This is a genomic window from Actinomadura sp., from assembly GCF_044508335.1.
Lineage (GTDB): Bacteria > Actinomycetota > Actinomycetes > Streptosporangiales > Streptosporangiaceae > Spirillospora.
This window is the reverse complement of sequence record NZ_JBIQHY010000079.1, coordinates 18,292-32,359: the sequence shown is the minus strand read 5'-3', so window position 1 is coordinate 32,359 and position 14,068 is coordinate 18,292. Positions and strand designations below refer to the sequence as shown.

Here is a 14,068-nt window from a genome sequence, read left to right as displayed (position 1 = left end):
TCTTCCTCCAGGGGACTTTCACCCCCAAGCAATCGCCCATGCTGGGCGCACCATGTGGAACGGCCCGTCCGGCAGCCGGACGGGCCGTTCCAGATTCGTGCAGGCGCGCGCTCAGGGTTCGAACTTGTAGCCCAGGCCCCGGACGGTCACGATGTGCCGCGGAGTGGACGGCACCTCCTCGATCTTGGCGCGGAGGCGCTTGATGTGGACGTCCAGCGTCTTCGTGTCGCCCACATAGTCGGCGCCCCACACCCGGTCGATCAGCTGCATCCGGGTCAGGACGCGGCCGGCGTTGCGCAGCAGCACCTCCAGCAGCTCGAACTCCTTGAGCGGCAGCTGGACGGGCTCGCCGCCGACGGTGACCACGTGCCGCGCCACGTCCATCCGGACGGGTCCGGCCTCCAGCGCCGCGGGCGCCGGCTCCCCGGCCTCGCCCCGGCGGCGCAGGACGGCCCGCATCCGGGCGATCAGCTCCCGGGTGGAGAACGGCTTGGTGACGTAGTCGTCGGCGCCAAGCTCCAGCCCGACGACCTTGTCGACCTCGCCGTCCTTCGCGGTCAGCATGATCACGGGCACGTTGGACTTGGCGCGCAGCTCCCGGCACACCTCGGTGCCGGGCAGCCCGGGCAGCATCAGGTCGAGCAGCACGAGGTCGGCGCCGCTGCGCTCGAAGAGGTCCAGCGCGTCGGGTCCGGTGGCGGCGACCGCCACCTCGAAGCCCTCCTTGCGGAGGTTGTACGACAGCGCGTCGCTGAACGACTCCTCGTCCTCCACGACGAGCACGCGGGTCACGGTGTTGCCTCCCGGGCGGTGTTGTGAGCTCTGTCCGCGGTCCTCGCGGCCGGGCGGGGGCGGGACGGCGCGTCGAGCAGCGGCAGCCGGATCGTGAACGTCGACCCGTGCCCCTCCTTGCTCCACACCGTCACGTCGCCGCCGTGCTTGCCGGTGACGTGCTTGACGATGGCGAGGCCGAGCCCGGTCCCGCCGGTCCGCCGGGAGCGGGCGGGGTCGACCCGGTAGAAGCGCTCGAAGATGCGGCCTGTCTCGGCGTCGGGGATGCCGATGCCCTGGTCGGTCACGTTGATCTCGACCCGCCGGTCGTCGCACCGCCTCGCCGACACGACGACCCGGGTGCGCTCGGCGCTGTAGGCGACGGCGTTGTCGACGAGGTTGCGCAGCGCGGTGACGAGCAGCTCCTGGTCGGCGCGGACCCGCAGGTCCTCCTCGCCGCCGGACGCCAGCTCGATGTGCTTGGCGGACGCCTTGAACCGGCAGCGTTCGAGCGCCTCCGCCATGACGTCGTCCAGCGCGACGGGCCCCATGTCGGGGAGCGGCTCGTCCCCCTGGACCCGCGACAGCGTCATGAGGTCCTGGACGAGGTTGTTGAGCCGCGTCGACTCGTACTGCATCCGCCCGGCGAACCGGCGGACGGCCTCCGGGTCGCCGGCGGCGCCCTCGACGGTCTCGGCGAGCAGCGACAGCGCGCCGACGGGTGTCTTCAGCTCGTGGCTGACGTTCGCGACGAAGTCGCGGCGGATCGCCTCGGTGCGGTGCATGTCGGTGAGGTCCTCGGCGAGGACGAGGACGAGGCCGTGCGAGCCGAGCGGCGCGACGCGGACCGCGAACCAGCGCCCGTCGGCGCGGCCGCGCCCCCTGGTCGGGCCGACCTGGATCTCGTTCTCCCGGATCTCGCCGTCCCGGCGGACGAGCCGGGTCATCGCGAGCACCTCGTCCACGACGAGGCGGTCGCCGCTGACCAGGCCGTACGCGCGCGCGGCGGAGCTGGCGCGCAGCACCCGGTCCTCGCCGTCGACGACGACGGCCGACGACCGCAGGACGCTCAGCACCGACGCGACGCCCGGCGGCAGCGCCTCCGCGGGGGCGGGGGGCGCCGGGGCCCGCTGCGCCCGCTCGCTCACGCGCACCGCCAGGCCGGTCGCGAGCCCGATCGCGAGCCCGGCCGCACCGGCGAGGCCCGCCACTATCTCGACCTCCACACCTCGGATCGTAGGCGGCGTTCCGACCCGCCCTGCCCGTCTGCCCTGGTCGGGTCCCTCCGTTAGCCGAAAGTTCACCTTTGGCTCCAGGGGCGTTCACGGTGGGACGGCAGGCTGTGGCGTGGGCGAGCACGCCCCGCGACCACACCGCGGGCCTGCCCCCGTCCCGTTCCCTGCGGAGGACTTCACGTGCGCGACGCCTACCACGAGGAGCTCGGCTCCCTCACCGACAGCCTGGTGGAGATGACCCGCCTCGTCCGGTCCGCGATGGCCCGCGCGGTGACCGCCCTGCTGGACGCCGATCTGCGGCTCTCCGAGGAGGTGATCAGCGGCGACGAGCAGGTCGACGAGATCGACGCGGACATCGAGGCGACGGTCTTCGACCTGATGGCCCGGCAGCAGCCGGTCGCCGGCGACCTCCGCACCCTGATCACCGCGCTGCGGATGAGCGGCGACCTGGAGCGCATGGGCGACCTCGCCGTGCACATCGCCAGGACCGCGCGCCGCCGGCATCCCGAGTCGGCCGTCCCGCCGGAGCTGCGGGCGACCGTCCTGGAGATGGGGCGGACCGCCGAGCGGATGATCGCGAAGACGGGCGGCGTGATCGCGTCGCAGGACGTGGAGACGGGCCTCGAACTGGACGCCGACGACGACCGGATGGACCGGCTCCACCGCCGCCTGTTCGACGTCCTGCTGTCCCCCGGGTGGACGCACGGCGTCGAACCGGCCGTCGACATCACGCTCGCCGGCCGCTACTTCGAGCGCTTCGCCGACCACGCCGTCCACGTGGCGGAGAACGTCGTCTACCTGGTGACCGGCCAGCGCCCCGAGGAGATCGCCGACCTCGGCTGACACCGCCGCCTTCCCTCGCCCGGCCGGGTTTTGGAAAGATCACCCTGGAGGCACCGATACCGGGGTGGGACGTGGACACGGCACTGATCGTCACCGTCGTCGTCGCGCTGACGGCCTGGGTGTTCCTGCTGCGCTCGTCGATGATCAGCATGATCTGGGGGCCGGTCGTGCGGTCCGCGGGCGGGGACGCCGTGTGGGCCGCCGTGACGTCGGTCGTCCTCTACATCGCGGGCCTGGCCGCGTTCGCGCTGGTCGTGCTGGCGGTCCACTGGGCCCTCGGCGGGCTGCCCGCGCGGGCGCTGGTCCTCGTGCTGAGCGCGCTGTACGCGCCCGTGGCGTTCATGCCGGCGCCCGACCGCGGCGCGCGCCCCTACGAGGACGTCCGGCGCGCCCTGGTGAGGGCCGGGGCGACGGAGGAGCAGGCGCGGGCCTGCGCCTGGGCGACCGGGCCGCTGGCGTTCGCCGGGCTCGCGGTCGTCGGCGGGGCCGTCATCTCCGTGTTCGCCGGCTGAGGGGCCGCCTCGGCGGCGGCCCCCCGGCGGATCACTTCTTGCGGCCGCGCCTCGACTTCTCCTTCTTGGCCTCCTTGGCGGGCGGGGCGGGAGGCTTGGGGTCGTCCTTCTTGGCGGCGCCCTGGTTCTTGACGGCCTCGATCGCCGCCTTGGCGGCGGCCGGGTCGAGGTACTCGCCGCCGCGCTTCAGCGGGGCGAAGTCGTCGTCCAGCTCGTAGACGAGCGGGATGCCGGTCGGGATGTTGAGGCCGACGATCTCCTCGTCGGAGATGTCGTCGAGGTGCTTCACGAGGGCGCGGAGCGAGTTGCCGTGCGCGGCGACCAGGACGGTCTTGCCGACGGCCAGGTCCGGGACGATCGCGTCGTACCAGTAGGGCAGCAGCCGGTCGACGACGTCGGCCAGGCACTCCGAGCGCGGGATCAGCTCGGACGGCAGCTCCGCATAGCGGAGGTCGTTGACCTGGGACAGCGGGTCGTCGTCCTTGATGGGCGGCGGCGGGGTGTCGTAGGAGCGGCGCCAGATCATGAACTGCTCTTCGCCGAACTCCTCGCGCGTCTGCGCCTTGTTCTTGCCCTGGAGGGCGCCGTAGTGGCGCTCGTTCAGCCGCCAGGACCGCTTGACGGGGATCCAGAGCAGGTCGGCCACGTCCAGCGCGATGTTGGCGGTGCGGATGGCCCGCTTCAGCAGGGAGGTGTGCACCACGTCGGGAGTGATGTCGGCGTCGAGCAGCAGGTCGCCGCCGCGGGTCGCCTCGCTCTCCCCCTTCGCGGACAGGTCGACGTCCACCCAGCCGGTGAACAGCCCCTCCGCGTTCCAGACGCTTTCGCCATGCCGGAGCAATACCAAGGTCGCCATGACACCAGAGCCTATCGGCCCCCGGCGGGTCACTCGCGGTTGGCCGGGTCCGCGAAGGAGGCGAACGCCTGGAGGTTGGCGAGGCTCTCGCCGCGCTTGACCCGCCAGTCCCACTCGCGCTGGATGGACGTCTTGAACCCTCGTTCGAGGGCCTTGTCGAAGTTCTCGTCGGAGTAGGTGAGGACGCAGCCGAGGATGCGGTCGATCTCGTCCGGGGAGATCGAGGCGAGGGGGAGCTTCCCGACGAGGTGGACGTCACCGATGTCGTCCAGGGCGAACGCCACCCCGTACATGCGGCCGTTCTTCTCCAGGAGGAACCGGTAGAACTCGGCGTGGTTCTCGTCGGGGCGGCGGCAGAAGAACGCCTCGATGTGCAGCGAGTGGTCGCCGACGATCAGCCACGTCATGGTGGCGAGCTTGTGCTGCCCGGGGAGCTTGACGAAGAACGCGTTCTCGCGCGGCTCGTCGAACTCCAGCTCGGCCGCCTTGAGCGTCTCGCGGATGGTCTCGACCGGGTCGGGCGCGCCGCCCCGCGTCCCCGGGTTCGCTTCGCTCATGCGGAGACCTCCGCGGGGACGTGGACGGACGGGATCGTCATGGCACCGGTATACACGTCGAGGAGGCGGTCGACGGTGGCGTCCCAGCCGAAGCCGTGCGCGTGTCGGACGGCGCCGCGGGCCAGCCGGGCGTGCAGGCCCGGTTCGGCGTGCAGGCGGCGCAGGACGGCGGCGTAGTCGGCCGGGTCGTGCCCGGAGATCAGCACGCCGGACTCGCCGTCCGCGACGGCCGTGCAGAGGCCGCCGACGCGGGAGGCCACGACGGGCGTCCCGCACGCCTGCGACTCGACGGCCACCAGGCCGAACGACTCGCTGTGGGACGGGACCACGGTGACGTCCGCGGCCCGGTACCAGTCGGCCAGCTCGCGCTGCGGGCTCGGCGGCTCGAAGCGCATGACGTCCGAGATGCCCAGCTGAGCGGCCAGCGACTGGAGCCCGGTGGGGCGGCAGCGGCCGGAGCCGGACGGGCCGCCGACGACGGCGACGACGAGCTTCGAGCGCAGCGCCGGGTCGTCCGCGAGCATGCGGGCGACGGCGCGCAGCAGGACGTCCGGCGCCTTGAGCGGCTGGATGCGGCCGACGAACAGCAGCACGTAGGCGTCGCGGGGCAGGCCGAGCCGGCGGCGGGCCGGGCCGGTGCGGTGCGGGAGCAGCCCGGCGCCGCGGGCCAGGATCGGCGACTCGGGGCGGAACAGGGAGAGGTCGACGCCGGGCGACACGGTCGCGACGCGCGCGGGGTCGGCGCCGTAGAGGCCGACGAGCTCGTGGGCCTCCTTGCCGGTGTTCGCGACGAGCTGGTCGGACGCGGCCACGACCTGCTCCTCGCCGAGGACGCGCTCGGCGGGCTCCGGCTTGTCGTCGTCCGCGAGGGCGGCGTTCTTCACCTTCGCCATCGTGTGCATGGAGTGCACGAGCGGCACGCCCCACCGCTGCTTGACGGCCTGCCCGGCCTGCCCGGACAGCCAGTAGTGCGTGTGCAGGAGGTCGTAGTGGCCGGGGTCGTGGGCCGCCTCGACGCGCAGGACCCCGGACGTGAAGCCGCACAGGTACCGGGGCAGCTCGGTCTTGTCCAGCTCCTCGAACGGCCCCGCGACGACGTTGCGGACGAGGACGCCGGGGGCGAGCTCGACGACCGGGGGCAGGGCCCGCGAGGTCGCGCGGGTGAAGATGTCGACTTCCACACCCCTCGCGGCCAGCCGTTTGGCGACCTCGACGATGTAGACGTTCATGCCGCCCGCGTCGCCGGTGCCGGGTTGGTCAAGGGGGGAAGTATGAACACTGACCGTCGCAACCCGGTTGATACGACGCGACACTGCACACCACCTCCGGTAGTGCAACCTATCGACCGTGTTAGGTGTTCCCTCAACAAGGGGGACAACCGTGACTTCCCGCCACAGTGATCGACCTCACCGGCGACCCGCTTCCCGGCACCTGGGACCCTGGACGCATGCGTAAGACCGCGATAGTGACCGGAGCAAGCAGCGGGATCGGGGCCGCGACGGCGAAGCGCCTGGCGGCGGAGGGGTTCCACGTCGTCGCGGCGGCGCGGCGGCGCGACCGCCTCGACGCGCTGGCCAAGGAGATCGCCGAGACCGTGCCGGGCGCCGGCAGGGTGGCGGCGGTGACGCTGGACGTGACGTCGCAGGAGTCGGTGGACGCGCTCGCGGCGGCCGTCGACGGCTGCCACGTCCTGGTCAACAACGCGGGCGGCGCCCTCGGCCTGGACGGCGTCGCCACCGCGGACCTCGACGACTGGCAGACGATGTACGACACGAACGTCCTGGGCCTCGTGCGGGTGACCAAGGCGATCCTGCCGAAGCTGATCGAGAGCGGCGCGGGCCATGTGGTGAACATCACCTCGCTCGCCGCGCACGTCCCGTACGAGGGCGGCGGCGGGTACAACGCCGCCAAGCACGCCGCCTACGCGGTCAACGAGGTGATGCGCCTGGAACTGGTCGCCGAGCCGGTCCGGGTCACCGAGATCGCGCCGGGGCTGGTGAAGACCGAGGAGTTCTCGCTGGTCCGGTTCCGCGGGGACGAGGAGCGGGCCGCCAAGCCCTACGAGGGCGTCCCCGAGCCGCTGGTCGCCGAGGACGTCGCCGACTGCGTCGCCTGGGCCGTCACCCGCCCGCCGCACGTGAACATCGACCGGATCGACGTCCAGCCGCGGGTGCAGGCCGCCCCCTACAAGCTGCACCGCGAGTAGGGCTCCGCCGCGGGGCAGGGCTTCACCGCAGGGCAGGGCTTCACCGCGGATCGGGCGCGACCGCCGTCCAGGGGAGCGTGACTTCGCCGAGGCGCCACCGGTTCCGCCCGCCGTACGGGGGCTGCGTGAGGACCGGATGGGTCCGCGCCAGCAGCGACACGGCCTCGACCCAGCGCGCGCGAGGGCCGAACGCCGAGTACGGCGCGGCCGTCGCCCAGCAGCGGTCGAAGCGGGTCAGCAGCGTATGGACGGGTTCGCCCGGCACGTTGCGGTGGATCAGAGTCTTCGGCAACCGCTCCGCCAGCGCGGACGGACGTTCCAGCGAGCGCAGATGGGCCGCGAACGTGATGGTCTGGGGGCCGTCCTTGGTGAGGGTCACCCAGACCGCGCGTCGCCCGATCTCGTCGCACGTCCCTTCCACGAGGACTCCTTTGGGCGCCAGGCGCGAGCGCAGGTCGTCCCATGCGCGCCAGGCCGCCGGCTCGTCGTACTGCCGGAGCACGTTGAAGGCCCTCACCAGCACGGGCGGACGCGGCACCGGCAGCTCGAACCCGCCGCGGCGGAACGACAGCCCGGCGTACAGGCCCGGCCCCCCGGCTCCGTTCAGTCCATTCCGCAGGGCGGCGAGGAGGGTGCGGCCGGCGGCGACCCGCTCCGGCTCTATCTCGACGCCGACGACCTCCAGGTGCGGGGAGACGGCGCGCAGGCGGTCGTAGAGCTCGAACGTGGTGACCGGGGACGCGCCGTAGCCGAGGTCGACGGCGAGCGGGCGCCCGCCGGTGCGCAGCGGGCGGGCCTGGGTGGCGGCGATCCAGCGGTCGACGCGGCGCAGGCGGTTGGGGGCGGTGGTGCCGCGGGTGACCTCCCCCCGCGGCTTCTGGGCTGGGGGCACCCGGTAATTGTTCCTTCTCGCCCGCAATGCCTCGTACGTCCAACGGCGTATGCCCGGCACCCCGACCGCGCCCCCCACTGAACCAGATTCGGTAAGTCATCGGTTACGGTGCTGCCGACGCCGTCCCCCGAGGAGTGCCGATGCTCGACCTGGCGACCCTGCACGAGGCCATCGCCGCCGCGATCCCCGACCGCGAATGCCTGGTGTGGCGCGACCGCCGGATGACCTGGCGCGAACTCGCCGGCCGGACGCGGCGGCTGGCGAACGTCCTGCACGGGCACGGCCTCGGCCTGCGCGGCGGCTCCCGCGGCGCGGCGGCCGAGCCGTGGGAGTCGCCGCACGACCATCTCGCGCTCTACCTGCACAACGGCCCCGAGTACCTGGAGGGCCTGGTCGCCGCCCATCAGGCGCGGGTCGCCCCGTTCAACGTCAACTACCGGTACGTGGACGACGAGCTCGCCCACCTGTTCGGCGACGCGCGCCCGGCCGCCGTGATCTACCACGCGCGCTTCGCGGACGCGATCGGGCGCGTCGTGGAGCGGCTCGCCGGCCGGCTCGGCGGCGGGCGCCCGCTGCTCCTCCAGGTGGCGGACGAGTCCGGCGCCGCCCTCCTGCCCGGTGCGCTCGACTACGAGGAAGCCCTCGCGGGGGCGCCGTCCGACCCGCTGCCGGTGCGGCCCCACGCCCACGACCTGCACATCCTCTACACGGGCGGCACGACGGGCATGCCGAAGGGCGTGCTGTGGCGGATCGGCGACCTGATGGCCGGCCCGCTCGGCCTGCGCCGCCGCGACGGGTCGCCGCTCACCGGCCTCGACGAGGCGGTCGCGCGGGCGGTGCGCAGCGACGTGCGCGTCCTGGTCGGCCCGCCGCTGATGCACGGGGCGGGCACGTGGTCGGCGCTCGGCGCCTGGTGCGGCGGCGGATGCGTGGTGTTCCCCGACCGGGTGGACGGCCTGGACGCCGCCGATCTGATGGCCACCGCCGAGCGCGAGCGCGTCACCCGGATGCCGCTCGTCGGGGACGCGTTCGCCCGCCCGATCGTGGCGGCGCTGGAGGCGCGCCCCCACGAGCTGGGCGCGCTCCGCACGTTCGTGAACTCCGCCGCGGCGATCAGCCCGGCCGTGAAGGCGCGGATGCTCGAACTGCTCCCGCATTCCCGGATCGTGGACGTGCTCGGGTCGTCGGAGTCCGGCTTCCAGGTGACGCGCAACGGCTCGTCGGCGACGTCGTTCGCGGCCGCGCCCGGGACGGCGGTGCTGTCCGCCGACCGGTCCCGGCGCCTCGCGCCCGGCGAGGAGGAGCTGGGCTGGCTGGCCAAGGGCGGCGGCTCGATCCCCCTCGGCTACCTGGGCGACCCGGAGAAGACCGCGGCCACGTTCCTCACCCTGGACGGCGAGCGGCTGGTCGTGCCGGGCGACCGGGCGCGGCTGCTCGCGGACGGCACCGTGGAGGTCCGCGGCCGGGAGGCCACGACGATCAACACCGGCGGGGAGAAGGTGTTCGCGGAGGAGGTCGAGTCGGTGCTGCGCGGGCTGCCGGGCGTCGCGGACGCGCTGGTCGTCGGCCGGCCGAGCGAGCGCTGGGGCACGGAGATCGTCGCGGTGATCGGCCCCGCCGGGGCGCCGCCCGACGACGAGCTGCGCGCCGGCTGCGCGGCCCGGCTGGCCCGCTACAAGATCCCGAAGGCGTTCGTCCGGACGGACCGGAGCCTCCGCCTGCCCAACGGCAAGGCCGACTACGCCGCCGCCCGCGCGCTCCTGCACTAAAGAATCCCGTTCGGTTTGTAGGCCGGGATCCTGTACCGGCGGCGCCGTGATCGGCGATGCTGGCGGAATGCCGGATCTGCACTCCCTGCTCGCCGACCTCGCGGCCGAGGGCGACTCCGTCGACGCCCTGGTCGCCCCGCTTCCAGCCGAGCGCTGGGCGGACCCGACCCCCGCCGAGGGCTGGACGATCGCGCACCAGATAGCCCACCTCGCCTGGACCGACGACCAGGCCGTCGTCGCCGCGACCGACGCCGGCGCCTTCGCGAAGCTCGTCGAGGAGGCCCTGGCCGACCCCGGCGGCTACGTCGACGCGGGCGCGCGGGAGGGCGCGAAGGAGGCCCCGGCGGCCCTCCTCGCCCGCTGGCGCGAGGGGCGCCGCCGCATGGTGCACGCGCTCGCCGCCGTCCCGCCGGGCACGCGCCTCCCCTGGTTCGACCCGCCGATGAGCGCCGCGACGCTGGCGACCGCGCGGCTCATGGAGACGTGGGCGCACGGCGAGGACGTCGCCGACGCGCTCGGCGTGCGCCGCGAGCCCACGCACCGGCTCCGGCACGTCGCGCACATCGGCGTCCGCACCCGCGACTTCTCGTTCCGCACCCGGGGCCTGGAGCCGCCCGCCGAGGAGTTCCGCGTCGTCCTGGAGGGCCCCGGCGGCGAGGAGTGGACGTGGGGGCCGGCGGACGCGCGGCAGTGCGTGACCGGCCCGGCGCTCGACTTCTGCCACGCCGTCACCCAGCGCCGCCACCGCGCCGACCTCGCCCTCGCCGCCACCGGCCCGGACGCCGACCGCTGGCTGGACATCGCCCAGGCGTTCGCCGGGCCGCCCGGCCCCGGCCGCCCGCCCGCCGGCGGCCGGGGGGGCGGGCACTGAGAGAGACGGGCACTGAGAGATCGGCCACTGCGCCGGGCGTGCACGTTCAGCCGGAGGCGATCTTGGAAAGGCCAGCGGTATGACAGTTCTGATCGCTTTTGACGGTTCTGACGACGCACGGGCCGCCGTCGACTACGCCGCGCGGCGCCTCAAGCCCGAGCCGGCCGTCGTCATGACGGTGTGGGAGCCGCTGCTGACCCAGCTCGGCTGGGCGCCGCTGGCCGCCGCCGTGCCGGTCGCCGCCGAGGCCCCCGACGAGGGGTTCGAGGAGGAGAAGCAGGCCGAGGAACTGGCGCGCAAGGGCGCCGACATGGCGCGGGCCGCCGGGCTGACCGACGTGACGACGCGGGCGGAGCGCGGCGGCGGGCCCGTGTGGGCCGCCATCGTGGACGTCGCCGACGAGCTGGACGCGTCCCTGATCGTCACCGGTTCGCGCGGTCTCGCGGGGGCGCGGTCGGTCATCCTCGGCAGCGTCTCGACCCGCGTCCTGCACCACGCGCACCGCCCGGTCCTGGTCGTGCCCCCGCCGCGGAAGGACGGCTAGCCCGCCGCCACCGCCTGTTCGAAGGCCGCGTAGGCGTCGTCCGTGAACAGGACGAAGCGGGCGTCGGTGACCTGCGTCGAGGTGGCGCGGACGGTGCCGACGGCGATGCGCGCGGCGTCGTCCATGGGCCAGCCGTAGATGCCCGCGGACACGGCCGGGAACGCGATCGAGGCGACGCCCAGCTCGTCGGCGACGCGGAGGGACTCGCGGTAGCAGGAGATCAGCTGGTCGGAGCGGTCGTCGGCGGAGGAGTACACCGGCCCGACGGTGTGGATCACCCAGCGGGCGGGCAGCCGCCCGGCCGTCGTCGCGACCGCCTGGCCCGTCGGCAGGCCGCCGCCGTACTGGGAGGCGCGCAGCTTGCGGCACTCGTCGAGGATCTCCGGGCCGCCCCTGCGGTGGATCGCGCCGTCCACCCCGCCACCGCCCAGCAGCGACGAGTTCGCCGCGTTGACGACCGCGTCGACCTCCTGCTCGGTGATGTCGCCCCGGACGAGAGTGATCTTCATGTGCGCGTTCCTCCGCATCGGACGGACCTGTCAGAAGACAAGAATTCTCACCCGCGCCGGACGTGAAACGCGTCCGGGCCGTTCCCGGCGGTACGCTCATGGCGGACGGGGCTCCGGGGGCGGTGCGGCTCGTCCGACTTCGTCCGGCCGGACGCAGGGGGGGCTACCATGCCGAACGCCAGGCGCAGTGCACACGGACGATCTCATACAGATGAGCTCACAAGGGCGTGACAGTCGCGGAGGTACCCCCTTGAAGATTTTCCTCGCCGGAGCGACCGGAGTCATCGGCCGCCGGCTGATCCCGCTGCTCGTTCAGGCGGGCCACGAGGTCGCGGGGACGACCCGCCGGACCGGACGGGCCGGCCTGCTCCGCGATCTCGGCGCCGAACCGGTCGTCGTGGACATGCTCGACGGCCCGGCGGTCCGCGACGCCGTCGCCGCCGCGCGCCCGGACGCGGTGATCCACCAGCTCACCGATCTCAGCGAGGAGGACTTCGGCGCCAACTCGCGGCTGCGGATCGCCGGCACCCGCAACCTGGTGGACGCCGCCCGGGCCGCCGGCGTCGAGACGATGATCGCGCAGAGCATCGCGTGGCTGTACGTGCCGGGCGACGCGCCCGCCGTGGAGACCGACCCGCTCGACTCCTCGCTCCCCCCGTACGAGGGCGTCGCGGCGCTGGAGAAGGCGGTCGCCGAGATGCCGCGCGGCGTCGTCCTGCGGTACGGGGCGCTGTACGGCCCGGGCACCTGGTACGCCCCCGACGGCGCGATCGCCGAGCGGGTCCGCGCGGGCACGATGCGCCCGGCGCCGTCGTGGACGTCCTTCGTGCACACCGAGGACGCGGCGTCGGCGGCGCTCGCGGCGCTCGACTGGCCGGCCGGGCCCGTCAACATCGTGGACGACGAGCCGGCGACCACCGCGGACTGGCTGCCCGTGTACAGCGCGACCATCGGCGCTCCGCACCCGGGCAGCGCCGGGAAGCACGCCGCGACGACGGGCCGCCCGGTGTCCAACGCGAAGGCGCTGAGCCTCGGCTGGAAGCCGCGGTTCACCTCGTGGCGCACCGGTTTCGCGCAGATGGAGACCGCGGGCTCCTGAGCCGCTTCCCATCAACCGGACGGAACGTGACAATTCACCCGAACTGGAACGAGCGCTTCGCCAGCCCGAGCCAGTAGCCGTCGATCACCGACCGGCGGCCCTCCGGCGCCTGGTCGGCGTCCGCTCCCAGCGCCACGAACAGCGGCGCGAAATGCTCCGTCCGAGGGTGCGCGATGCGGGCGGCGGGCGCCTTGGCGCGGAAGTCGAGCAGGGCGTCGATGTCGCCGTCCCGCACGGTCCGGTCCGCCCACTCGTCGAACTCCGCCGACCACGCGGGCGGCTCGGCGTCCGGCTCCGGGCGCAGCCGCCGCAGGTTGTGCGTGGTGAAACCGCTCCCGATGATCAGGACGCCCTGGTCGCGCAGCGGCGCGAGGCGCCGTCCGAGGTCGAACAGCCGCTCCGGCTCCAGCGTCGGCATCGACATCTGCAGCACGGGGACGTCGGCGTCCGGATACATCTCCACGAGCGGCACGTACGCGCCGTGGTCCAGCCCCCGCCGCTCGTCCTGGTGCACGCCCGGGACGAGCTTCCGCACCTCGGCCGCGAGCTGGGGGGCGCCGGGCGCGTCGTAGCGGACGCGGTAGTAGCGCTCGGGGAAACCCCAGAAGTCGTACACGAGCGGCACCCGGCGGGTGGCGCCGATGCTCAGCGGCGCCTCCTCCCAGTGCGCGGACACCATGAGGACGGCCTCGGGCTTCGGCAGGTCCGCCGACCAGCGGGCGAGCTGCTCGGTCCACACGGCGTCGTCGGCCAGCGGCGGGGCGCCGTGGCTGAGGTAGAGCACGGGCATCCGGGCCATGGGGTTCCTCCCTGGGTCTCTCCGGGTCTCTCAATTAATTGAGAGTTCAACCATACGCGGGAGATGCTTGAAACTTCAAGCCTTGAGGGTTCAAATATTTGGGTAGACTGGGGGCATGACCGAGACGCGCTGGCTGGACGACGCCGAACAGGAGACCTGGCGTGCCTTCCTGTGGACGTCGCGGCTGCTCAACGAGGCCCTCGACCGGCAGTTGCAGCGCGACTCCGGCATGCCGCACGCCTACTACATGATCCTGGCCATGCTGTCGGAGGCGCCCGGCCGCGCGCTGACGATGACCCGGCTCGCCGAGATCGTCCACTCGTCCCCGAGCCGCCTCTCGCACGCCGTGAACCGGCTGGAGGAGGCCGGCTGGGTGAGCCGCTGCAAGCACGACCACGACCGCCGCACGACGATCGCGCGGCTGACCGACGAGGGCTACGCCGTCCTGCGAGAGGCGGCTCCCGGGCATGTCGCCGAGGTCAGGCGCCACCTGTTCGACCCGCTGACCCGCGAGCAGATGCTCGAGTTCCGGGAGACCCTCCGCGCCCTGCTGTCGTCCCTCGACCCGAACCACGAGGCGCCGTGCGCCGGCGGCGAGGGCTAGC

General features: G+C 73.5%; 16 protein-coding genes. 8 read left to right on the top strand and 8 right to left on the bottom strand.

What is annotated here, in order from left to right:
* Positions 1–111: 111 nt before the first annotated feature.
* Both ACIWVC_RS23745 and ACIWVC_RS23740 read right to left on the bottom strand, forming a co-directional pair.
* Positions 112–792, bottom strand: a complete 681-nt coding sequence (locus ACIWVC_RS23745) for a winged helix-turn-helix domain-containing protein (RefSeq protein ID WP_396450527.1) — start codon at positions 790–792, stop codon at positions 112–114.
* Positions 789–1,997 (bottom strand): sensor histidine kinase, encoded by a 1,209-nt coding sequence (locus tag ACIWVC_RS23740; protein WP_396450529.1) that lies wholly within the window; start codon positions 1,995–1,997, stop codon positions 789–791. The genes ACIWVC_RS23745 and ACIWVC_RS23740 overlap by 4 nt, the downstream gene beginning before the upstream one ends.
* Before the next feature lie 189 nt (positions 1,998–2,186).
* Here ACIWVC_RS23740 and phoU point away from each other — a divergent pair, with 189 nt between their 5' ends.
* Positions 2,187–2,849, top strand: coding sequence for a phosphate signaling complex protein PhoU (phoU, locus tag ACIWVC_RS23735; RefSeq protein ID WP_396454587.1), 663 nt, complete (start codon positions 2,187–2,189; stop codon positions 2,847–2,849).
* A gap of 71 nt (positions 2,850–2,920) precedes the next feature.
* The gene (locus tag ACIWVC_RS23730; protein ID WP_396450533.1) at positions 2,921–3,361 is read left to right on the top strand and encodes a hypothetical protein; all 441 of its coding nucleotides are present in this window, start codon (positions 2,921–2,923) and stop codon (positions 3,359–3,361) included.
* A gap of 31 nt (positions 3,362–3,392) precedes the next feature.
* Here ACIWVC_RS23730 and ACIWVC_RS23725 read toward each other — a convergent pair whose 3' ends face one another.
* Genes ACIWVC_RS23725 through mshA form a run of 3 tightly spaced genes read right to left on the bottom strand, consistent with a single transcriptional unit; the run spans position 3,393 to position 6,087 of the window.
* Positions 3,393–4,217 (bottom strand): phosphoglyceromutase, encoded by an 825-nt coding sequence (locus ACIWVC_RS23725; protein ID WP_396450534.1) that lies wholly within the window; start codon positions 4,215–4,217, stop codon positions 3,393–3,395.
* Between the two features lie 29 nt (positions 4,218–4,246).
* Positions 4,247–4,774 carry a YbjN domain-containing protein gene (locus tag ACIWVC_RS23720; protein WP_396450536.1) on the bottom strand — a complete coding sequence of 176 codons (528 nt, stop codon included), beginning with the start codon at positions 4,772–4,774 and terminating at the stop codon, positions 4,247–4,249.
* Entirely contained in the window at positions 4,771–6,087 is a 1,317-nt protein-coding gene (mshA, locus tag ACIWVC_RS23715) for a D-inositol-3-phosphate glycosyltransferase (protein ID WP_396450538.1), read from the bottom strand. The genes ACIWVC_RS23720 and mshA overlap by 4 nt, the downstream gene beginning before the upstream one ends.
* Before the next feature lie 134 nt (positions 6,088–6,221).
* Here mshA and ACIWVC_RS23710 point away from each other — a divergent pair, with 134 nt between their 5' ends.
* The gene (locus tag ACIWVC_RS23710) at positions 6,222–6,980 is read left to right on the top strand and encodes an SDR family NAD(P)-dependent oxidoreductase (RefSeq protein ID WP_396450540.1); all 759 of its coding nucleotides are present in this window, start codon (positions 6,222–6,224) and stop codon (positions 6,978–6,980) included.
* 40 nt (positions 6,981–7,020) lie between these two features.
* Here ACIWVC_RS23710 and ACIWVC_RS23705 read toward each other — a convergent pair whose 3' ends face one another.
* Entirely contained in the window at positions 7,021–7,872 is an 852-nt protein-coding gene (locus ACIWVC_RS23705; protein WP_396450542.1) for a class I SAM-dependent methyltransferase, read from the bottom strand.
* A gap of 140 nt (positions 7,873–8,012) precedes the next feature.
* Between ACIWVC_RS23705 and ACIWVC_RS23700 the strand changes: the two genes are divergently transcribed.
* The 3 genes from ACIWVC_RS23700 to ACIWVC_RS23690 all read left to right on the top strand — a co-directional run bounded on the left by ACIWVC_RS23700 (position 8,013) and on the right by ACIWVC_RS23690 (position 11,056).
* On the top strand, positions 8,013–9,641 hold the full coding sequence (locus ACIWVC_RS23700) for an AMP-binding protein (RefSeq protein ID WP_396454586.1): 1,629 nt from the start codon (positions 8,013–8,015) through the stop codon (positions 9,639–9,641).
* Between the two features lie 67 nt (positions 9,642–9,708).
* Complete coding sequence (locus ACIWVC_RS23695) at positions 9,709–10,512, top strand: TIGR03084 family metal-binding protein (RefSeq protein WP_396454585.1); 804 nt, start codon at positions 9,709–9,711, stop codon at positions 10,510–10,512.
* Positions 10,513–10,591: 79 nt separating this feature from the next.
* Positions 10,592–11,056, top strand: coding sequence for a universal stress protein (locus tag ACIWVC_RS23690; RefSeq protein ID WP_396450548.1), 465 nt, complete (start codon positions 10,592–10,594; stop codon positions 11,054–11,056).
* Here ACIWVC_RS23690 and ACIWVC_RS23685 read toward each other — a convergent pair.
* Positions 11,053–11,565 carry an O-acetyl-ADP-ribose deacetylase gene (locus ACIWVC_RS23685; protein ID WP_396450550.1) on the bottom strand — a complete coding sequence of 171 codons (513 nt, stop codon included), beginning with the start codon at positions 11,563–11,565 and terminating at the stop codon, positions 11,053–11,055. The two genes, ACIWVC_RS23690 and ACIWVC_RS23685, sit on opposite strands and share 4 nt — an antisense overlap.
* 250 nt (positions 11,566–11,815) lie before the next feature.
* Between ACIWVC_RS23685 and ACIWVC_RS23680 the strand changes: the two genes are divergently transcribed.
* Positions 11,816–12,664, top strand: a complete 849-nt coding sequence (locus ACIWVC_RS23680; RefSeq protein WP_396450552.1) for an NAD-dependent epimerase/dehydratase family protein — start codon at positions 11,816–11,818, stop codon at positions 12,662–12,664.
* Positions 12,665–12,698: 34 nt separating this feature from the next.
* Here ACIWVC_RS23680 and ACIWVC_RS23675 read toward each other — a convergent pair whose 3' ends face one another.
* Positions 12,699–13,463 carry a dioxygenase gene (locus ACIWVC_RS23675; RefSeq protein ID WP_396450554.1) on the bottom strand — a complete coding sequence of 255 codons (765 nt, stop codon included), beginning with the start codon at positions 13,461–13,463 and terminating at the stop codon, positions 12,699–12,701.
* A gap of 115 nt (positions 13,464–13,578) precedes the next feature.
* On the opposite strand from ACIWVC_RS23675, the gene ACIWVC_RS23670 reads away from it, so the two are divergent.
* On the top strand, positions 13,579–14,067 hold the full coding sequence (locus tag ACIWVC_RS23670) for a MarR family winged helix-turn-helix transcriptional regulator (RefSeq protein WP_396450556.1): 489 nt from the start codon (positions 13,579–13,581) through the stop codon (positions 14,065–14,067).
* Position 14,068: the final 1 nt, after the last annotated feature.

Bases quoted from the DNA above. Each gene is read 5' to 3' on its own strand.
- ACIWVC_RS23725 (WP_396450534.1), bottom strand. From the start codon at position 4,217: ATGGCGACCTTGGTATTGCTCCGGCATGGCGAAAGCGTCTGGAACGCG.
- ACIWVC_RS23720 (WP_396450536.1), bottom strand. From the start codon at position 4,774: ATGAGCGAAGCGAACCCGGGGACGCGGGGCGGCGCGCCCGACCCGGTC.
- ACIWVC_RS23710 (WP_396450540.1), top strand. From the start codon at position 6,222: ATGCGTAAGACCGCGATAGTGACCGGAGCAAGCAGCGGGATCGGGGCC.
- ACIWVC_RS23700 (WP_396454586.1), top strand. From the start codon at position 8,013: ATGCTCGACCTGGCGACCCTGCACGAGGCCATCGCCGCCGCGATCCCC.
- ACIWVC_RS23695 (WP_396454585.1), top strand. From the start codon at position 9,709: ATGCCGGATCTGCACTCCCTGCTCGCCGACCTCGCGGCCGAGGGCGAC.
- ACIWVC_RS23690 (WP_396450548.1), top strand. From the start codon at position 10,592: ATGACAGTTCTGATCGCTTTTGACGGTTCTGACGACGCACGGGCCGCC.
- ACIWVC_RS23685 (WP_396450550.1), bottom strand. From the start codon at position 11,565: ATGAAGATCACTCTCGTCCGGGGCGACATCACCGAGCAGGAGGTCGAC.
- ACIWVC_RS23675 (WP_396450554.1), bottom strand. From the start codon at position 13,463: ATGGCCCGGATGCCCGTGCTCTACCTCAGCCACGGCGCCCCGCCGCTG.
- ACIWVC_RS23670 (WP_396450556.1), top strand. From the start codon at position 13,579: ATGACCGAGACGCGCTGGCTGGACGACGCCGAACAGGAGACCTGGCGT.